Raw genomic sequence first — 17,020 nt, forward strand, 5'->3', positions numbered from 1 at the left:
TGTAAATGAAACTGATGTGCCAAATATATGTAATTTAAGGCACTTTTAGCTGCCTTTTGTAAAAGACAAGGAAAAGGTTGCATTTAGTTTTATTTATCTTTTGACTTTAATCACTTCTTTTCTTGTAAAAAAGTTGCTAGTTTAGCTTTATTAAATTTATTAAGGAAAAAATATGCAAAATTCGATTATATCTTACCCAAGAATAGGTGCTTTAAGAGAGCTTAAATTTGGAGTTGAAAAGTATTTTAAAAAAGAAAGTTCAGCAGGTGAGTTAAGAACTCTAGCACAAGAATTAAGATTTAAACATTTTAAAAGCTTGCAAGATGCAGGGATTGATTATATACCTTGTAATGATTTTTCATTTTATGATACCATTTTAGACGCTGCCTTTTTGTTTAACATAGTTGCAAAAAGATATAAAAGGCTTAATTTACCAAAGCTTGATGAGTATTTTGCACAGGCTAGAGGTTATCAAGGCGAACAAGGCGATGAGGTAGCATTGGCTATGAAAAAATGGTTTAATACAAATTATCATTATTTGGTACCAGAATGCGATGATGCCGAAAATATCGCCCTTGTAGGAGATAAGATTTTTAATGCTTATAAGGAGGCTAAAAAATTAGGTATAGAGGCTAGGCCTGTGATTGTTGGAATTTTTACCCTATTTAAGCTTATTAATTTTAGCGATGAAACAAATAAAGAATTAGCTAAAACTAAGCTTGTTAATGTCTATAAAGAATTGCTTAAAAAGCTAAATGATTTAGGTGTTCAGTGGATTCAATTTGACGAACCATTCTTAGTTTATGATTTAAGTAAAGATGAAATTTCACTTTTTGAAAGCTTTTATAAGGAAATTTTAGCAAGTAAAAACAATATTAAGGTTTTGATTCAAACTTATTTTGGTGATATTAGAGACATTTATGAAAACTTGCTTAAACTTGATATTGACGGCCTTGGGCTTGATTTTATCGAGGGTAAAGAAAGTTTAAATTTGGTTGAAAAATATGGTTTTTCTGATGATAAAATTCTTTTTGCAGGTGTTGTAAATGGTAAAAATATTTACAAAAATGATTATAATAAAAGCCTAAAAATCATAGAAAAACTTCAAAAAAAGGCTAAAAATATAGTTTTAAATACTTCTTGTTCTCTTTTGCATGTACCTTACAGCATTAAGTATGAAACAAAGCTTGATAAGGCTTATTTAGAACATTTTGCTTATGCTGAGGAAAAATTAATAGAACTTAAAGAATTAAAAGAAATTCTAAATTCAAAGGATGCAAATCACCCATTATTAAAGGCTAATGAAGAATTATTTAAAAAAGCTCCAAATAGAATCGATGAAAAGGTAAGGGAGAGGGTAGCAAATTTAAAGGATAGTGACTTTGTAAGATTGCCTAAATTTAAAGAAAGAATTAAAACTCAAACTGAACTTTTCAAACTTCCACTTTTACCAACCACAACAATAGGTTCTTTCCCACAAAGTGCTGATGTTAGGGCAAATAGACTTGCCTTTAAGCAACAAAAAATTTCAGATACTACCTATACTGAATTTAATCAGGCAAAAATCAAAGAATGTATTAAAATACAAGAAGAAATAGGGCTTGATGTCTTAGTTCATGGCGAATTTGAAAGAAATGATATGGTTGAATATTTTGGAGAAAATTTGCAAGGCTTTTTATTTTCTCAAAATGGCTGGGTTCAAAGCTATGGTACAAGGTGCGTTAAACCTCCTGTTATTTGGGGTGATGTTTCTCGTAAAAAGGCCATTACTACTTCTTGGACAAAATACGCCCAAAGTCTAAGCCAAAAGATTGTAAAAGGAATGCTTACAGGTCCTGTTACTATTTTAAACTGGTCCTTTCCAAGAGAAGATATTAGCTTAAAAGAAAGTACTCAACAAATAGCATTAGCCATAAGGGATGAGGTGCTAGACCTTGAAAGCGTGGGAACTCAAATTATACAAATAGACGAGGCGGCCTTGCGTGAAAAATTGCCACTTAGAAGAAGTGATTGGCATAAGGAGTATTTAGATTGGGCCATTCCTGCTTTTAATTTAGTACATAGTGGGGTAAAAAAAAGTACTCAAATTCATACTCATATGTGTTATAGTGAATTTAGCGATATCTTAAAAGAAATTGACGCAATGGATGCCGATGTTATATCTTTTGAGGCTTCAAGATCAAATTTAAGCATATTAGATACGCTAAAAGCAGTGAATTTTCAAACACAAGTGGGGCCTGGAGTTTATGATATACATAGTCCTAGGGTTCCTAGTGTTGATGAGATAAAAAATACAATTAGAAAAATTTTAGAAAAAGTGCCACAAAATCAAATTTGGATAAATCCTGATTGTGGTCTTAAAACAAGGGCTTATAAAGAGGTCATTGAAAGCCTTAAAAATTTAGTAAGTGCGACAATTGAGTTAAGAAAAGAATTAAAATGAGTGCTGAATTTAGCTTTTCATACGAGATATTTCCTCCAAGAAGAGAGGATAATATCTCAAATTTAACTCAAATTTTTGATGATTTAAGTATTTTAAAGCCAAATTTTATTAGCGTTACCTTTGGGGCTGGTGGTAGTATAAACTCAAAACATACCCTAGAAGTAGCAAATTTAATACAAAATGAGTATAAAATCCCCAGTATTGTTCATTTACCTTGCATACATTCTAGCAAAGAAAGAGTAAGCCAAATTTTAAAAGAATGCCAAAGATTAGGCATAAAAAATATTTTAGCCCTAAGGGGCGATGTGTGCGAGGGACAAGAAAAAAGTAGGGATTTTTCTTATGCTAGTGATTTGGTAAAATTCATTAAAACCCAAGGGGATTTTGAAATTTATGCTGCAGCTTACCCTGAAAAACACAACGAGGCAAAGGATTTTGTACAAGATATACATAATCTTAAAATTAAAATTGACGCAGGGGTTAATAAGCTTATAACTCAAATGTTTTTTGACAATGAAGACTTTTATAAATTTAAAGAACATTGCGAAATAGCAGGTATTAAAGTGCCTATTTTAACGGGCATTATGCCAATTACAAATAAAAGACAGGTTACTAAGATTGCAAGTTTATGTGGGGCTAAAATTCCTCTTAAATTTCAAAAAATTTTAGATAAATACGAAAACAATCCCTTAGCACTTGAAGAAGCAGGAATTGCTTATGCGATAGACCAAATAGTTGATTTAATCGCAAGTGGGGTTAGTGGAATTCATCTTTATACTATGAATAAATCAAAGGCTGCGATTAAAATTTATAACACAGTTAAATATATGCTAGATAAATAAATTTGACTAAGCATTATTTTTATAAAGTGCCTTTAAATTATCATAAGCGATTTGAATTTTTTCAAATTGTTCTCTACAATAAGCCTTTTCAATAGCACTTTTATCCTGGTGGAAATCTGGGTGATAAAGCTTTACCATAACAAGATATTTTTGCCTTATCTCGCTTAAATCATTTTGTGGGGTACACTCTAAGATATTAAAATAATTATTAAAAAGCTTTGCTAGGGCGTTAAATTTCCATTTCATATTTTCTTTTTTGTGGATATTATCCCTAAAATCCTTATATTCTTTGCTATCTATGCAAAAATCAACACAATACTTTAAATGCTCACTCTCATCAGCAAAGGCTTCAAAAAGTTCAAAGGTAATTTCATCATTATATTTTAACATTGCTATCTTAGTGCTTTCATCGTATTCTACAAGGTGATTTTTAAAATAATTTCTCATATAGGTTAGAAAAATTTTTTCATTAGAACTTAGTTTCATTAAAATATTTTGTTGTGCAAAACTTACCTTAATAAAAAGCATAGGTTTTAGCATATTTTCTTGCTTGAAATTTAATTTAAAGGTCTTTAGGTGTGCATCGTTTAAATTTTCTATGTTTTCATTAGAAAGTTTTTTAAATTTTTGATTTAAAAGCTTTAAAAAATACCTTCTTTGTGGAATTTCACTCTCATCAAAGAAAGAAAAAACTTTATCCTTTCTACCCACAACCTTGCTAAAATTTTTAATAATCAAATCCTTAAAATAATGAAATAAAGATATGTCATCTGTATTGACATTTAGAGATTCTAAGGTTTGTACTATCTGCATTTTAACTCTCCCATAGAAAAACTTTTTCATCCAGTGAAAAAGTTCCTTTTAAAATTTCATTTGGTGTATAATCGGCTTTATAAGATAAAGATTGACAATTTTTTACATAATATCCTAAATATATGTAATCAAGTTTGTTAATTTTAGCTAATTTAAGCTCATATAATAAAGAAAGTTTACCTAAACTTAAATGCGAAAAATCAGGGTCATAAAAACAATAAATACTTGAAATACTATCTTCTAAAATATCTATAAAATCCACACATACAAGCTTTTCATCTATATAAAAATCAAGTTCAAAGCCAAAATTTAAAGAATTTGCTATATATAAATTATAATATTTTTCAAAATTTATAAGACCTTCTTTCCAGCCCCTTTTTTCACGCATTATTGTATGATATTTATCGTATAAAAAAATGTGTTCGTTTGTAAGTTTTGGTTTTCTAAGTATGAATTTAGTTTTTTCATTTTTCCTTAAAACCCTTTTTTGACTTTTACTAAATTCAAAATTTTTTACATTTATCCTTAAATTTAAACACTCTTTGCAATCCTTGCAAATTGGCCTTGAAAAATAATATCCAAATCTTCTCCAGCCCCTTTTTACAAGTTCTAAATTCAATTTTTTAGAACAACCCACAATACACTTAAATTCCATTCTTGATTTTTTATCTGCTAAATAAGGGCACTCATCTTCCAAGCTACAAAAATCAATACTAAGCATTAAATTTTCTTAATATCTTCACTAGCTATAAATTCGCTAAATTCATCTCTTAGTTTTTTTTCCTTTAAAAAAATTTGTTTTAATTCATCTTCGTTATCAGACTTTTCTTCTTTTTTAACATCATTTTGCATTTGTTTTTTTATGTCTTTTAAGCTATCTAAAAAGTCCATTATTGCCTACTTTCTCTAATCTTTTTCAAGGTCGCTGCAATGGCTACGATAACTTCTTCTTTATTATCTTGGTGCCTGTCTTCTGTATTTTCTAAAAGTTCTTGCATATGAGTTTCTATAAAAGAGGTATCAAAATAACCTCTTCTAAATTCTCTCATTTTACAAATAGCTATTAAAAAAGGAATTGTGGTTCTAATATCATCTATAACAAATTCTTTCAATGCTCTTTCTAGCTTATTTACTGCCAAATCGTAACTAGTTGCTTTGATAATTAATTTTGCAAGTAAAGAATCATAAAAAGGAGGCACAGCATAATCTTTATAAATATGACTATCCACGCGTACAGAAGGTCCTAAAGCAGGGTAGTACTCGCCTATCTTACCTGGGCTTGGAAGGAAATTTTTCCACACATTTTCAGCTGTAATTCTAGCCTCTATAGCAAAGCCTCTTGGCTTAATATCGCTTTGTTCAAGGTCTAAAATTTCACCCCCTGCAATGCGAATTTGGCGAACTATTAAGTCAACCCCTGTAATTTCTTCGGTTACCGGGTGTTCAACTTGAATTCTTGTATTCATTTCCATAAAATAAAAGCGATTATAATCATCTAGTAAAAACTCAACCGTTCCTGCATTTGTATAGCCAACCGCCTTAGCTGCAGCAACTGCTGTAACGCCTATTGTCTTTCTTAAATGTTCAGAAATTCCAGGACAAGGGGCAATCTCAATTACCTTTTGATGCCTTCTTTGTATAGAACAATCCCTTTCACAAAGGTGGATTATATTGCCATAATTATCGCCTATTATTTGAAATTCAATATGTCTAGGGTTAACCACATATTTTTCCATAAAAACTTCATCATTATTAAAATAAGTCAAAGCTTCTCTTTTGCAAGCTTCTAAGGAATTTTCAAGTTCTTCTGGCTTATAAACTACGCGTATGCCACGCCCCCCACCTCCTCCACTTGCCTTTAAAATAACAGGATAGCCTATTTTTTCTGCAAAGCCTTTTATATCAGCTAGGGTATGAGAATTTAGCTTTTCAGTACCAGGCACTATAGGAATTCCATTTTTTGACATTAAATTTCTTGCTATGTTTTTGTTACCCATTTTATGAATTACTTCTGATTTTGGTCCTATGAAAATGATACCTGCATCCTCACAAGACTTAGCAAATTCGTAATTTTCACTCAAAAAACCATATCCAGGATGTATTGCATCAGCCCCACAAGCCTTAGCAATTTCTACTATTCTATTTACATCTAAGTATCCTCTAATGGCATCAGTTCCTATTCTATAAGCTTCATCAGCTATTTTAACATGTAAGCATTCTCTATCAGGTTCAGTAAAAACAGCAACGCTTTTTATATGTAAATCTCTACATGCCCTAATTACCCTAACGGCAATCTCAGCACGATTTGCAATTAAAATTTTGTGAATATGTATCATAAAGCAACCTTAAAAAATTTTCATTAATTTTAGCAAAACTAAGTTTAAATTCTTTGTAAAAAGATAATTTTTATAAAAAAGCATAAACTCATTTTAGCTATAATTGAAATTTATAATTTAAACAAGGTCTTTAATGTGTGCAGATAAAAAATTGTTTTATTCTAGTTCTGTTTTAATCACCATAGGCATAATTTTTTCTTACTCGCTAAGTTCTTTTGCCGTGTTATATTTTGAATATGATGACTTTCATTTTTTTATAAGACAACTTTTTTTTGGTTTAAGTGGAATTTTAATAATGTTTCTACTTTCGCAACTTAACCCCGATAGCCCTTATGCAAATAAATTTATTATATTTGTGCTTTTAATATCCTTTATAAGCATTATAATCTTACCTTTTTTGCCAACCTCACTAGCTACTGCAAGTGGAGGGGCAAAAAGGTGGATAAGACTTGGGCCCATATCTGTTTCTCCTGTTGAGTTTTTTAAAATAGGCTTGATATATTTTTTAGCCTGGTCTTATACAAGAAGAATTAACGATGATAAAAAGGCTATTAAAAACGAAATTTTAATACTGCTTCCCTATTTAATCGTATCTACTTTGATTATTGGTTATATTTATTTTACGCAAAATGATTTAGGACAAAGTATTATTTCTTTATTTTTAGTGTTTTCCCTAGCTTTTTTTGCAGGTACAAGTAAAAGGCTTTTTGCCCTTGGTGGTGTCTTTGTGTTTATCATAGGGCTTATGGTAATTTTTAGCAATCAAAGAAGAATAGAGCGTATAAAAAGTTGGTGGGGCAATATTCAAGATGCCTTTTTACCTATCTTTCCTGAGTGGATGAGTGTAGCTTTAAAGGTAAGTGAAAAAAATGAACCCTATCAAATTTCTCACTCCTTAAACGCTATTGCACATGGAGGCTTTTTTGGAGAAGGCCTTGGACTTGGTACCTTTAAATTAGGCTTTTTAAGCGAGGTGCATACCGATTTTGTTTTATCAGGTATTACCGAAGAAATAGGGCTTGTAGGGCTTGGCTTTATTTGTGTTTTATATCTTTATATGATTTTAAGAATTTTACGCATTGCGGGTCGTTGTGAAAAAAAAGAACATTTTATATTTTGTTCAGGCATTGCCTTGCTGCTTTTATTTTCTTTTTTTATGAATGCCTTTGGCGTTATCTCACTAACACCTTTAAAGGGCGTTGCTGTACCACTTTTAAGCTATGGAGGTAGTTCGATGTGGGCTATTTGTATAGGGCTTGGGTATGTGTTAATGATTTCAAAAAAGGTTAAATTATGATAGTTTTAACAGGTGGTGGCACTGGTGGTCACCTTGCTATAGTTCGTGCACTACTTGAAAGTGCAACAAAAAAGGGTATTGAGTGCATTTATATAGGAAGTGAAAATGGGCAGGATAAGGCTTGGTTTGAAAATGAAAACAAATTTAAAGCTAAGTATTTTTTAAGTTCAAGTGGGGTTGTAAATAAGGCTAAATTTGGTAAATTTAGTGCTTTTTTTCACATAATAAAACTTGCCTTTGAGTGTAAGAAAATTTTTAAAAAATATGATATTAAGGCTGTTTTTAGCGTAGGAGGTTATAGTGCAGCCCCTGCTTCTTTTGGGGCTTTATTTAGTAAAATTCCTCTTTTTATACACGAACAAAATTCAAAAAGTGGGTCTTTAAATATGCTTTTAAAACCTTTTGCTAAGGGCTTTTATTCTGCTTTTATTAAAAATCCTTGTCCTTATCCTGTGAGTGATAAATTTTTTGATAATGCAAGAATTAGAAAAAAACTTGAAAGTATCATTTTTTTAGGTGGTTCTCAAGGGGCGAGTTTTATTAATGAATTAGCTCTCAATTTAGCCCCCGTTTTAAATGAAAAGGGCATTAAAATCATTCATCAATGTGGAAAAAATGATCTTGAAAAATGTAAAAAGGCTTATGAAAATTTAGGAATTAGTGCTGATATTTTTGACTTTGATAAGAATTTGTGTTTAAAAATGGCTAAGGCTGATTTAGCTATTTCAAGAGCAGGAGCTAGCACACTTTTTGAACTTTGTGCAAATGCCTTACCTTGCATATTTATCCCCTATCCACATGCTACAAAAAATCATCAATTTTTTAACGCCCTTTTTTTATATAATCAAAACTTATGCGATCTTTTTATGCAAAATACACTAAGTAATGAAAATGTCTTAAAAAGCATATTTAGGCTAAATTTAGAATTTATAAGTTCTAAGCTTTCAAATGTGACTCAAAAAAACGGGGCTGATATCTTGCTTTATAGGGCGCTTAATCTTTAAATTTATATATCAAAACGCTATTATTATCATCATAAGATGCTTTTGGATATAGGTATTTTCCACGAAAAATTAGAAGTTGTACATGTGAATAATTTAAATCAAAATTTAAAAATGGCTTTATGGCCTTTTCAAGCAAGGTAGTACAATACAAATTATCCTCATCGCTACTTAAAACAAATTCCTTTCCAATCTCATTTTTTAAATTTTTAACAAGTTCTTCTTTTTGTACGTGGGTCAAATTTAATCTTTTTTATAGCTATGTTTTTTGAAAGTTTTAAAAAATCTTCAAGGCTTATAATTTCAACTTTATTTAAGTCTTTATCCTCGTAATCAGCACTTGCGTGAAGTATCATTATAGGGCTTGTTTTAACAATAATTCCTATATGATAAAAAGGACTTTGGCTAAGTTGTTGTATAATTAGGCTATCAGCCCCAATGCCTTGTCTAAAAATCAAATCTGCTATTTGTAACTTTGGAAAATCCTTTAAATCTTGTATTTTTAAGCCATTATTTTCAGTATTTTTAAAGGGTTTAAAAAAGATAATTATCAATAAAAAAGATATTAAGCATAAAATTAAAAATAATTTTTTCTTCATTTGAGTTTAAATTTTTAAGCATATAAAGGCTTAAAAATTTTTAGTTAAGTTGAATTTTCCAGCCATCTTTTGCTTTGCGAAGTCTAAAATTATCATCGCTACTTTTGCCATCTTTAAAATTCGTTCTAGCCTTTACCTTTGCAGTATCACCTTCTATTTTTTCTTCTAAAATTTCTACTGATTTAAGGCCTCCATGACTAGCTGTCATATTTTGTACGCGTCCTGCTAACATTTGCATTTTACCTATTGATGCTTCTTTTTTTCCTTCTTTTTTAAACTCTTCTTTCATTTCTTCTTTTGATAAAAGATTAGATAGCATTTTTTCTGTTTTGTTATTAAAGGCATTATTAGTAAAATCTTTTACAACATCGCCTGGACTATCACTGCTACAAGCCACAAAACTAACTAAAATAAGGGCTAATATCCAACTTAAACATTTTTTTAACATTTTTTCTTATTTTTGTTAAATTTCAATTTTTTCATCAAAATAATTTTGTAATTTTTCTTTTAGTTCATTTTCTAATTTTGTACATTGTTTTTCTAATTCTTTATACTTGTCTATATGATTAGACTCGCTCATTTTTATCCCTTTAAATCAAATACAAAATTATATTTTTTTTAATTTTTTTGAAATTTAGGTATTTTGAAAAATAATAACTTAAAAAACTTCTTTCAAACCCTTTTTTAAAGCCTTGTTTAGCTTATCTTTTGAAAGTTCGCCTTTTTCATTTTGTAAATTTGCAAAGTCTAAAATTATGAGTTTTACACCTGCCTTTTTTAAAAGCATTTTTTTAAGTTTATCTGTGTATTGTTTATGAATTCTTAAATCATCATCTGTAGTATAGTGATTATTATCAAAGTATTCTATCACGCAAAGTGGTTTTGAATGTTCGCTACAAGCTATTAAAAAATCAACAAATTTTCCACTCATTGCAAAACAAGCCCTATTTTTATGCTCTAAAATAGCCGATAAAGAAATTTGCGGATAAACACTAGCACTATGTTTATTTGCTATCTTGCAAAGTGCTTTGTAAATCTCCTTTTCTTGTTTGTTAAAGATATTTTTCTTTGTGCTTATCTCATCTTTTTTTATACTTTCTTCAAAACATAAATGACGCAAAAAATTAATAGTTTTATATCTTTCATCATCTGTTTTTTTAAGCAAATTTGCAACCAGGGCATCTTTGCTAAAACTAATTTCTTGTAAAAACTCATCAAGTAGATTAAATTCTAACATATCCTTTATAAGTTCATTTATCTCAACCCTTATTTTGTTTTCTTTTTCGTTTGGTTTTAATAATTTTTTTAAATGCAAACATTCTTCTTTTAAAAGCTCATTTTCAGCACGAAGTCTTTGAATTTCCTTATCCATATTTTAATCCTTGTATAAACTTTCTTATATTTTAGCAAAAATTTTATTTTAATGCTTTAAATTTAAATTATTTTAAGCTTTTTGAAACAATTTTACACAAAATTAAAGGCTAGAATTTTGGTCCATTTTTACTTTCCAATTGCCCTTAATCTTTTTAAGCCTTATAGTTTGAACGCTTGAAGTTTCTCTTCTTAGTTCTATTTTAAGTATAACCTTAGCTTCATCTTCTTTTATTTCTTCATCTATTAATTCTATAAGATTAATCTCAGTATATCCATTTAGTAGTTTTCTATCGCTTATTTTATCTATATCTTGTTTTAAATCAGTTTTAATATAATCTTTGTCTTGTAATCTTTCTTCATCTAAATCAATTAAATCAATCATTTGTTTATAATTTTTATTTGAAAAGGCTATTATATAAAATCTTGTGCTACCACATTTGGACTAGTTATATTATTATTTGAAATACTAGTATCTTCCTTGCTACAAGCTATAAAATAACTATTATAAGTGCTAAAAAACTTAATATAAACATTTTTTTCCTTTATTATAACCTTAAACCCCAAGGGTTTAAGCTTTATTTATTCATGTTAATTTTCCAACCATTCTTTGTTTTATGAAGAGTGTAACTTTCATCACCACTACTACCATCTTTAAAAATTACTCTAACTTTTACCACAGCAGTATCAGTTTCACTATATATTTTTTCATCTAAAATTTCTATTGATTTAAAACCACCTTTTTTCTCAACTTCTTTTTTAATCTATCCTGCCATCATTGACATTTTACCTATAAATACTTTCTTAGTACTTGTTTTTTGCAATTCTTCTTCTGGTATATAAATGTGAGAAAACATTTTTTTCACATTGCTACTAAAAGAATCCTTAGTAAAATTTTCTACAACCTTACCTGGACCATCACTGCATAAAGCACATTAAAATAAGAGCTAAAAAACTCAACTTAAACATTTTTAACATTTTTTTCCTTTATTAGTTTTAATTCCCATTCATAAGCACTTTTACAAATGAGTTTTAAGTCATCAAATTTTGGCTTCCAAGAGGTTTTTTCTTTGATTTTATTTGCATTTGATATAAGAATGCTAGGGTCTCCTGGTCTTCTTTGTGAAATTTCAACCTTAAAATCAACCCCACTAACCATTTTCATAGTTTCAATCACCTCTTTTACGCTAAATCCATGGCCATAACCCACATTAAAAACTGAACTTTCATTATTTTGCAAATACTCAAGTCCTGCTAAATGAGCACTTGAAATATCATCTACATGTATGTAATCTCTTATACAAGTTCCATCCCTTGTATTATAATCATCCCCAAAGATAAAAATTTTATCTCTCTTACCTGCAGCACATTCAGCAGCTACCTTTATTAAAAGCGTAGCCTTGTCGTAGCGTTGACCTATATCAAAGTCCATACAAGCACCAGCCACATTAAAATATCTTAAAATACAATGCTTAAATTCTGGTTTTGCTTTGCTTGCATCCCTTAAAACCTCTTCACTCATTAATTTTGAACGACCATAAGGATTTATAGGCTGTAAAGTACTTGTTTCGCTAACAATCTCAGTTTTTGGCTCTCCATAAGTAGCTGCAGTAGATGAAAAGATAAAATTATTTACATTTTCTTCTAGACAAGAATGTATTAAATTTGTAGTGTTTATAGTGTTATTCATATAGTATTTTAAAGGATTTTGCATGCTTTCAAAGACCTCTATACTTGCTGCAAAATGAACCACTGCGTCAAATTTTTCTTTCTTAAAAAGTTCTTTTACGCCCTTAAAATCGCTTAAATCTTGTTTTATAAAGTTAAAATTTTTTAATTTTTGTAAATCATTAATAGCTATACTTGAACCCTTGCTAAGATTATCAAGCACGAAAAGTTCGTGTTTTGTATTTAAAAACTGTCTTAGGGTATGAGAGCCTATATAACCAGCCCCACCTGTAATTAAAATTTTCATTTTTTATCCTTTTTTGTTATTTTAAAATAAATTTTTAAATTAGGTCTTAATCCTTTCTATCTCATCCTCACAAGCCTTAACAAAAATTTCCGTATAGCCCCTTTCTTTTTTATTTTTTTGCAAATATTCACTCATTTTAAAAAGATAATTCATATAATCTTCTTCATTTACATAACCCTTGATAAATTCATATTTTAAAAAAAGCATGTAAGTATTTAGTGTATCGCTTTCACAATATTCATTTATCTTATCAAGTTCGTTGTTATAGTAAAGTTCCATTACCTTATCGCCACTTATATCGTATTTTCCAGGTAAATTTGCCATAGAACAAATAGAATCAAGTGTCATTCGTCCACTACTATTAAAATTGCTTAAAATTTCTAATAAATCACAATGCTTATTTTCTGTATATTTTGTTCTATAATTATTCCATTTTTCGCTAGTATCAAGGTAAGCATGTGCCTTTACATTGTATTTTAATGCCCTTAAAATAAGCACGGGCATATCAAAACCCTTACCATTAAAGCTAACAAGGCGAGGCCTACGTTTATTAACAAAGTGAAAAAAATTCTTTACCATTTCTTCTTCATTTTCCCCATTTATGTTATCAACCTTGATAAAACGACCAAATTTATCACATATTACCGCACAAATGCTTACTATTTTATGAAAGGGAATGGGTAAAAACTCACTGCCTGTTTTTTCTTTTTGCACACTTTGAGCCATTTGGCTAATTTCTAAATCATCACCATCAAAGCCATAAATTTTTTTAATAAGCGTTGTATCAGGGATTGTCTCACAATCAAAAACGCAAATATATTCTATATTGTTTTGCATCATTCATTACCCTTTTTTTAAAAAAATTTGTTAAAATCATAGCAAAAAATTATAAAAATTAGGTATGCATGAAAATAGCAATAGTTCGTTTATCTGCACTTGGTGATATTATCCAAAGTGCTATCGTTTTGCATTTTATTAAAAAAAATAATCCAAATATAAAAATTCATTGGTTTATTGATGAAAAATTTAAAGAAATTTTAGAAAATCACCCCTTGATTGATAAATTATATGCCCTGCCTTTAAAGGATAAAAAAATTTTTAAAAGCTTTAAGATTTTATTTAATGCTAGGAAAAATAAATACAATAGCGTTTTAGATTTGCAAGGTCTTATAAAATCAGCCCTTGTTTCAAGGATTTTAAGTCGCAATAGTTTTGGCTTTGATGCAAAAAGCTTAAAAGAAAGTCTAGCCCATAACTTTTATAATCAAAAATTAAATTTATCTTATAGTGAAAATGTCTATGTAAGATACCTAAGTCTTGTTGCCTTTGCTTTAAATGCTGATTTTGAGCCAAAAAATATCATTTTTAAACAAAGCGTTTTTGAAGCAGATGAGAGTATCAAAGAAAGATTAGCTAAGAATTTAAATTTGAGTCAAAAAAATATCTTAATTCATGTGGGTTCTAGCGTTGAAAATAAAATTTACCCAAAAGAAAATTTAGCTAGACTTTGTACTTTGCTTTGCGATGATAAAAATATAAAAATTTGGCTTTGTCATGGAAGTGAAAAAGAACTTAATTTTAGCAAGGAAGTTTTAAAGTTAAGTATGCTTAATGGACAAATTGAAATTTTGCCAAGATTAAATTTGAAAGAATTAATAGCCCTAACTAGATTAGTAAGCTTAGTAATAGGAAATGACAGCGGTCCAACTCATTTGGCCTTTGCTATGAATAAGCCCTCAATTACCATTTTTGGACCAACGCCAAGTGCAAGAAATTTTTTTAAAACTCATATTAATAAAAGCATAAATGCTGGAAAAAAGGATATTGATGTCTATCATATCGATAAAAATGATAATTGCATAGAAAACATAAACGAAAAAGATATTTATGACTTAGCTAAGGAAATTTTATATGACAATGATAGATAGGCTTTATTTAAGCACTTATTATGTGCTTAAAATTATAGTTAGCATTTTGCCAAATTTCATACTAAAATTTCTAGCTTATTTTGTTGCAAAAGTGGTATTTTTGCTTGATAAAAAGCACAGACGCATAATTGATATAAATCTTAGAATTTGTTTTAAGGATTTAAGCAAAAAAGCAAGAAACAAACTTTCTTTTAAAATTTATAATAATTTTGCAAATTTTGGTATAGATTGTTTGCAAAATCAAAACACTACAAAGGAAAAAGTATTAAAAAAAGTAGTTTTTGATGATGAAGAAAGCATTAAAAAGGCGTTAAATTCAAAAAGACCACTCATTTTAACAACAGCCCATTATGGAAATTGGGAGCTTGGTTCTTTAGCCTTTGCAATAAATTTTGGTCCTATTTCAGTAGTTAGCAGGGGACTTGATAGTAAGGTTATGGATAAAATTTTAAGTAAAAATAGAATTCAGTTTGGCATAGAATTAATAGATAAAAAAAGTGGCACAAGCGTTAAACAAATGCTAAAAGCCTTGAAAAATAATAGAATGTTAGCCCTTTTAACAGACCAGCAATCTTCACACACCGAGGGCTTACAAATAAAATTTTTTGGCCAAGAAGTAAATTTTTTCATGGCAGCTAGTGTTATAGCTAAGAAAACAAATGCCTTAATGATTGCTTGTTTTATATATCAAAAAGATAATAAATATCATATAAAAAGCTTTGAGACTATGGATAGTACAAATCATAATATAGAAGAATTAACTCTTTATCAAGCAAGGTGTTGTGAAGAAATGATTAAATTTAAGCCTGATGAGTATTTTTTCTTTCATAGGAGATTTGATAAAAAACTTTACGAGAGAGACAATGAATTTAAGTAAAATTTCAGTTTGCATGATAGTAAAAAATGCCCAAAACCATATTTTAAGGTGTTTAAATTCGGTTAAGGAATTTGGTGAGATTGTAATAGTTGATAATCAAAGCGATGATAAAACCATAGAACTTATAGAAGAATTTAGACAAAATTATAAGAATTTACAACTTTTTTCAAGCGAATTTATAGGCTTTGGCCCCTTAAAAAACTTAGCCATTTCAAAGGCTAAAAATGAGTGGATTTTTTTAATTGATAGCGATGAGATACTTGAAAGTTTAGACGAGCTTAAAAACATAAATTTAAATATAAATTCTATTGTAGCCTTGCCTAGAAAAAATCTTTATAAAAATGAGTGGATAAAGGCTTGTGGATGGGATCCTGATTTTGTATTTAGAATTTTTAATAAAAATTTTAGCAAATTTAATGATAATTTAGTGCATGAAAGCCTTATTTTACCAAAAGAAACGCAAAAAATTTATCTTAAAACTTCCCTTATTCACTATGCTTTTAATGATATTTCACATTTGATTACTAAAATGCAAAAGTACTCAACCCTATGGGCGCAGCAAAATTTACATAAAAAATCAACTCCTATGAAGGCTTTAAATCATGGTGCTTTTACCTTTTTTAAGCATTATTTTTTAAAAAAGGGAATTTGCTATGGCTATAAGGGTTTTATAATCTCATTTTGTAACGCACTGGGAGGGGTGTTTAAATACATGAAAGCCTTTGAATTAAGCATTCCTAAAACCTCTCTTATAATCACTACTTACAATCAAAAAGAAAGATTAAATTTAGTTTTAAACTCTGTAAAAAATTTAACACCTTCCCCCAATGAAGTAATAATCGCAGATGATGGAAGCAAGGAAGATACAAAAGAACTTATAAATAAATTTATGCTAGATTTTTCTTGTCCTTTAAAGCATGTATGGCAAGAAGATAAGGGATTTCGTGCAGCTAAAAGTAGAAATTTAGCCATAAAAGCAGCAAAAAATGAATATATAATTTTAATCGATGGGGATATGATTTTAGAAAAAAAATTTATAAAAGACCATTTAGCATTTGCACAAAAGGGCGTTTTGTTGCAAGGTTCTAGGATTATTTTAAATGAAAATGAAAGCGATAAAATTTTAAAAACAAATGATTTTGCTTTGGCTTTTAAGCACAAGGATATAAAGGCTTTAAGAAGTAAAATACTTGCCTTTTTTATGTATAAATTTTCAAAAACTAAGGCTAATTTTTTTGATAAAAAAGAGATTGTTAGAGGTAGTAAGACTTGCAATATGAGCTTTTTTAAGGCCGATTTTAACGCAATTGATGGTTTTAATGAAAATTTTGAGGGCTGGGGCAGGGAAGATAGTGAATTTGTGGCAAGATTTTTATTTAATGGTGGATTTTTTCATAGGCTTAAATTTTATGCCATTGCTTATCATATTTATCACCTTGAAAATGATAAAAATATGTTAGATAAAAATCATCAACTTTACCTAGATACCATTAAAAATCGCAAAATTTCTTGGAAAAAAATATAAATTTAGTCTTTAT

20 protein-coding genes are annotated in these 17,020 nt (G+C 29.1%); 7 read left to right on the forward strand and 13 right to left on the reverse strand.

Annotated elements, in window-relative coordinates; genetic code table 11:
• Positions 1-172 precede the first annotated feature (172 nt).
• Positions 173-2,443, forward strand: coding sequence for a 5-methyltetrahydropteroyltriglutamate--homocysteine S-methyltransferase (gene metE, locus FMM58_RS06880; protein WP_150141509.1), 2,271 nt, complete (start codon positions 173-175; stop codon positions 2,441-2,443).
• Entirely contained in the window at positions 2,440-3,285 is an 846-nt protein-coding gene (gene metF, locus FMM58_RS06885; protein WP_150141510.1) for a methylenetetrahydrofolate reductase [NAD(P)H], read from the forward strand. The genes metE and metF overlap by 4 nt, the downstream gene beginning before the upstream one ends.
• A gap of 6 nt (positions 3,286-3,291) precedes the next feature.
• On the opposite strand, the gene FMM58_RS06890 is transcribed toward metF, so the two are convergent.
• The 4 genes from FMM58_RS06890 to FMM58_RS06900 are packed head-to-tail and all read right to left on the reverse strand — an operon-like array spanning position 3,292 to position 6,434.
• Positions 3,292-4,098, reverse strand: a complete 807-nt coding sequence (locus tag FMM58_RS06890; protein WP_150141670.1) for an adenylosuccinate lyase — start codon at positions 4,096-4,098, stop codon at positions 3,292-3,294.
• Between the two features lies 1 nt (position 4,099).
• A complete protein-coding gene (locus FMM58_RS06895) occupies positions 4,100-4,819 on the reverse strand; it encodes an arginyltransferase (RefSeq protein WP_150141512.1) in 720 nt (239 codons plus the stop codon).
• Positions 4,819-4,989 (reverse strand): hypothetical protein, encoded by a 171-nt coding sequence (locus FMM58_RS08775; protein ID WP_190317964.1) that lies wholly within the window; start codon positions 4,987-4,989, stop codon positions 4,819-4,821. The genes FMM58_RS06895 and FMM58_RS08775 overlap by 1 nt, the downstream gene beginning before the upstream one ends.
• A complete protein-coding gene (locus tag FMM58_RS06900; protein ID WP_150141514.1) occupies positions 4,989-6,434 on the reverse strand; it encodes an acetyl-CoA carboxylase subunit A in 1,446 nt (481 codons plus the stop codon). Before FMM58_RS06900 ends, FMM58_RS08775 begins: the two co-directional genes overlap by 1 nt.
• Before the next feature lie 133 nt (positions 6,435-6,567).
• On the opposite strand from FMM58_RS06900, the gene ftsW reads away from it, so the two are divergent.
• Both ftsW and murG read left to right on the forward strand, forming a co-directional pair.
• Positions 6,568-7,731, forward strand: a complete 1,164-nt coding sequence (gene ftsW / locus FMM58_RS06905; RefSeq protein ID WP_150141516.1) for a putative lipid II flippase FtsW — start codon at positions 6,568-6,570, stop codon at positions 7,729-7,731.
• Positions 7,725-8,735 carry an undecaprenyldiphospho-muramoylpentapeptide beta-N-acetylglucosaminyltransferase gene (gene murG, locus FMM58_RS06910; protein ID WP_150141518.1) on the forward strand — a complete coding sequence of 337 codons (1,011 nt, stop codon included), beginning with the start codon at positions 7,725-7,727 and terminating at the stop codon, positions 8,733-8,735. Before ftsW ends, murG begins: the two co-directional genes overlap by 7 nt.
• Here murG and FMM58_RS06915 read toward each other — a convergent pair.
• From FMM58_RS06915 to FMM58_RS06950, 9 genes are all read right to left on the reverse strand, one after another.
• Entirely contained in the window at positions 8,725-8,973 is a 249-nt protein-coding gene (locus FMM58_RS06915) for a hypothetical protein (protein ID WP_150141520.1), read from the reverse strand. The two genes, murG and FMM58_RS06915, sit on opposite strands and share 11 nt — an antisense overlap.
• Positions 8,942-9,286: a hypothetical protein gene (locus FMM58_RS06920; protein ID WP_150151951.1), complete on the reverse strand. Its 345-nt coding sequence runs from the start codon at positions 9,284-9,286 to the stop codon at positions 8,942-8,944. The genes FMM58_RS06915 and FMM58_RS06920 overlap by 32 nt, the downstream gene beginning before the upstream one ends.
• A gap of 85 nt (positions 9,287-9,371) precedes the next feature.
• A complete protein-coding gene (locus FMM58_RS06925) occupies positions 9,372-9,779 on the reverse strand; it encodes a DUF4878 domain-containing protein (protein ID WP_150141524.1) in 408 nt (135 codons plus the stop codon).
• A gap of 210 nt (positions 9,780-9,989) precedes the next feature.
• A complete protein-coding gene (locus FMM58_RS06930) occupies positions 9,990-10,703 on the reverse strand; it encodes a DUF2726 domain-containing protein (RefSeq protein ID WP_150141526.1) in 714 nt (237 codons plus the stop codon).
• Between the two features lie 102 nt (positions 10,704-10,805).
• A complete protein-coding gene (locus FMM58_RS06935; protein ID WP_150141528.1) occupies positions 10,806-11,087 on the reverse strand; it encodes a DUF4878 domain-containing protein in 282 nt (93 codons plus the stop codon).
• A gap of 29 nt (positions 11,088-11,116) precedes the next feature.
• Positions 11,117-11,269, reverse strand: coding sequence for a hypothetical protein (locus FMM58_RS08780; protein WP_190317966.1), 153 nt, complete (start codon positions 11,267-11,269; stop codon positions 11,117-11,119).
• 11 nt (positions 11,270-11,280) lie between these two features.
• Positions 11,281-11,466, reverse strand: coding sequence for a DUF4878 domain-containing protein (locus FMM58_RS09380; protein ID WP_150141671.1), 186 nt, complete (start codon positions 11,464-11,466; stop codon positions 11,281-11,283).
• Between the two features lie 197 nt (positions 11,467-11,663).
• The gene (gene galE, locus FMM58_RS06945; protein WP_150141530.1) at positions 11,664-12,677 is read right to left on the reverse strand and encodes a UDP-glucose 4-epimerase GalE; all 1,014 of its coding nucleotides are present in this window, start codon (positions 12,675-12,677) and stop codon (positions 11,664-11,666) included.
• 39 nt (positions 12,678-12,716) lie between these two features.
• Positions 12,717-13,514, reverse strand: coding sequence for a 3'-5' exonuclease (locus FMM58_RS06950; RefSeq protein WP_150141673.1), 798 nt, complete (start codon positions 13,512-13,514; stop codon positions 12,717-12,719).
• Between the two features lie 68 nt (positions 13,515-13,582).
• Between FMM58_RS06950 and waaC the strand changes: the two genes are divergently transcribed.
• Genes waaC through FMM58_RS06965 form a run of 3 tightly spaced genes read left to right on the forward strand, consistent with a single transcriptional unit; the run spans position 13,583 to position 17,007 of the window.
• Complete coding sequence (gene waaC / locus FMM58_RS06955) at positions 13,583-14,605, forward strand: lipopolysaccharide heptosyltransferase I (RefSeq protein WP_150141532.1); 1,023 nt, start codon at positions 13,583-13,585, stop codon at positions 14,603-14,605.
• The gene (locus FMM58_RS06960; RefSeq protein WP_190317967.1) at positions 14,589-15,482 is read left to right on the forward strand and encodes a lipid A biosynthesis lauroyl acyltransferase; all 894 of its coding nucleotides are present in this window, start codon (positions 14,589-14,591) and stop codon (positions 15,480-15,482) included. The genes waaC and FMM58_RS06960 overlap by 17 nt, the downstream gene beginning before the upstream one ends.
• A complete protein-coding gene (locus tag FMM58_RS06965) occupies positions 15,469-17,007 on the forward strand; it encodes a glycosyltransferase family 2 protein (protein WP_150141674.1) in 1,539 nt (512 codons plus the stop codon). The genes FMM58_RS06960 and FMM58_RS06965 overlap by 14 nt, the downstream gene beginning before the upstream one ends.
• Positions 17,008-17,020: the final 13 nt, after the last annotated feature.

It is taken from the genome of Campylobacter sp. LR291e (assembly GCF_008633915.1).
Taxonomy (GTDB): Bacteria; Campylobacterota; Campylobacteria; order Campylobacterales; family Campylobacteraceae; genus Campylobacter_D.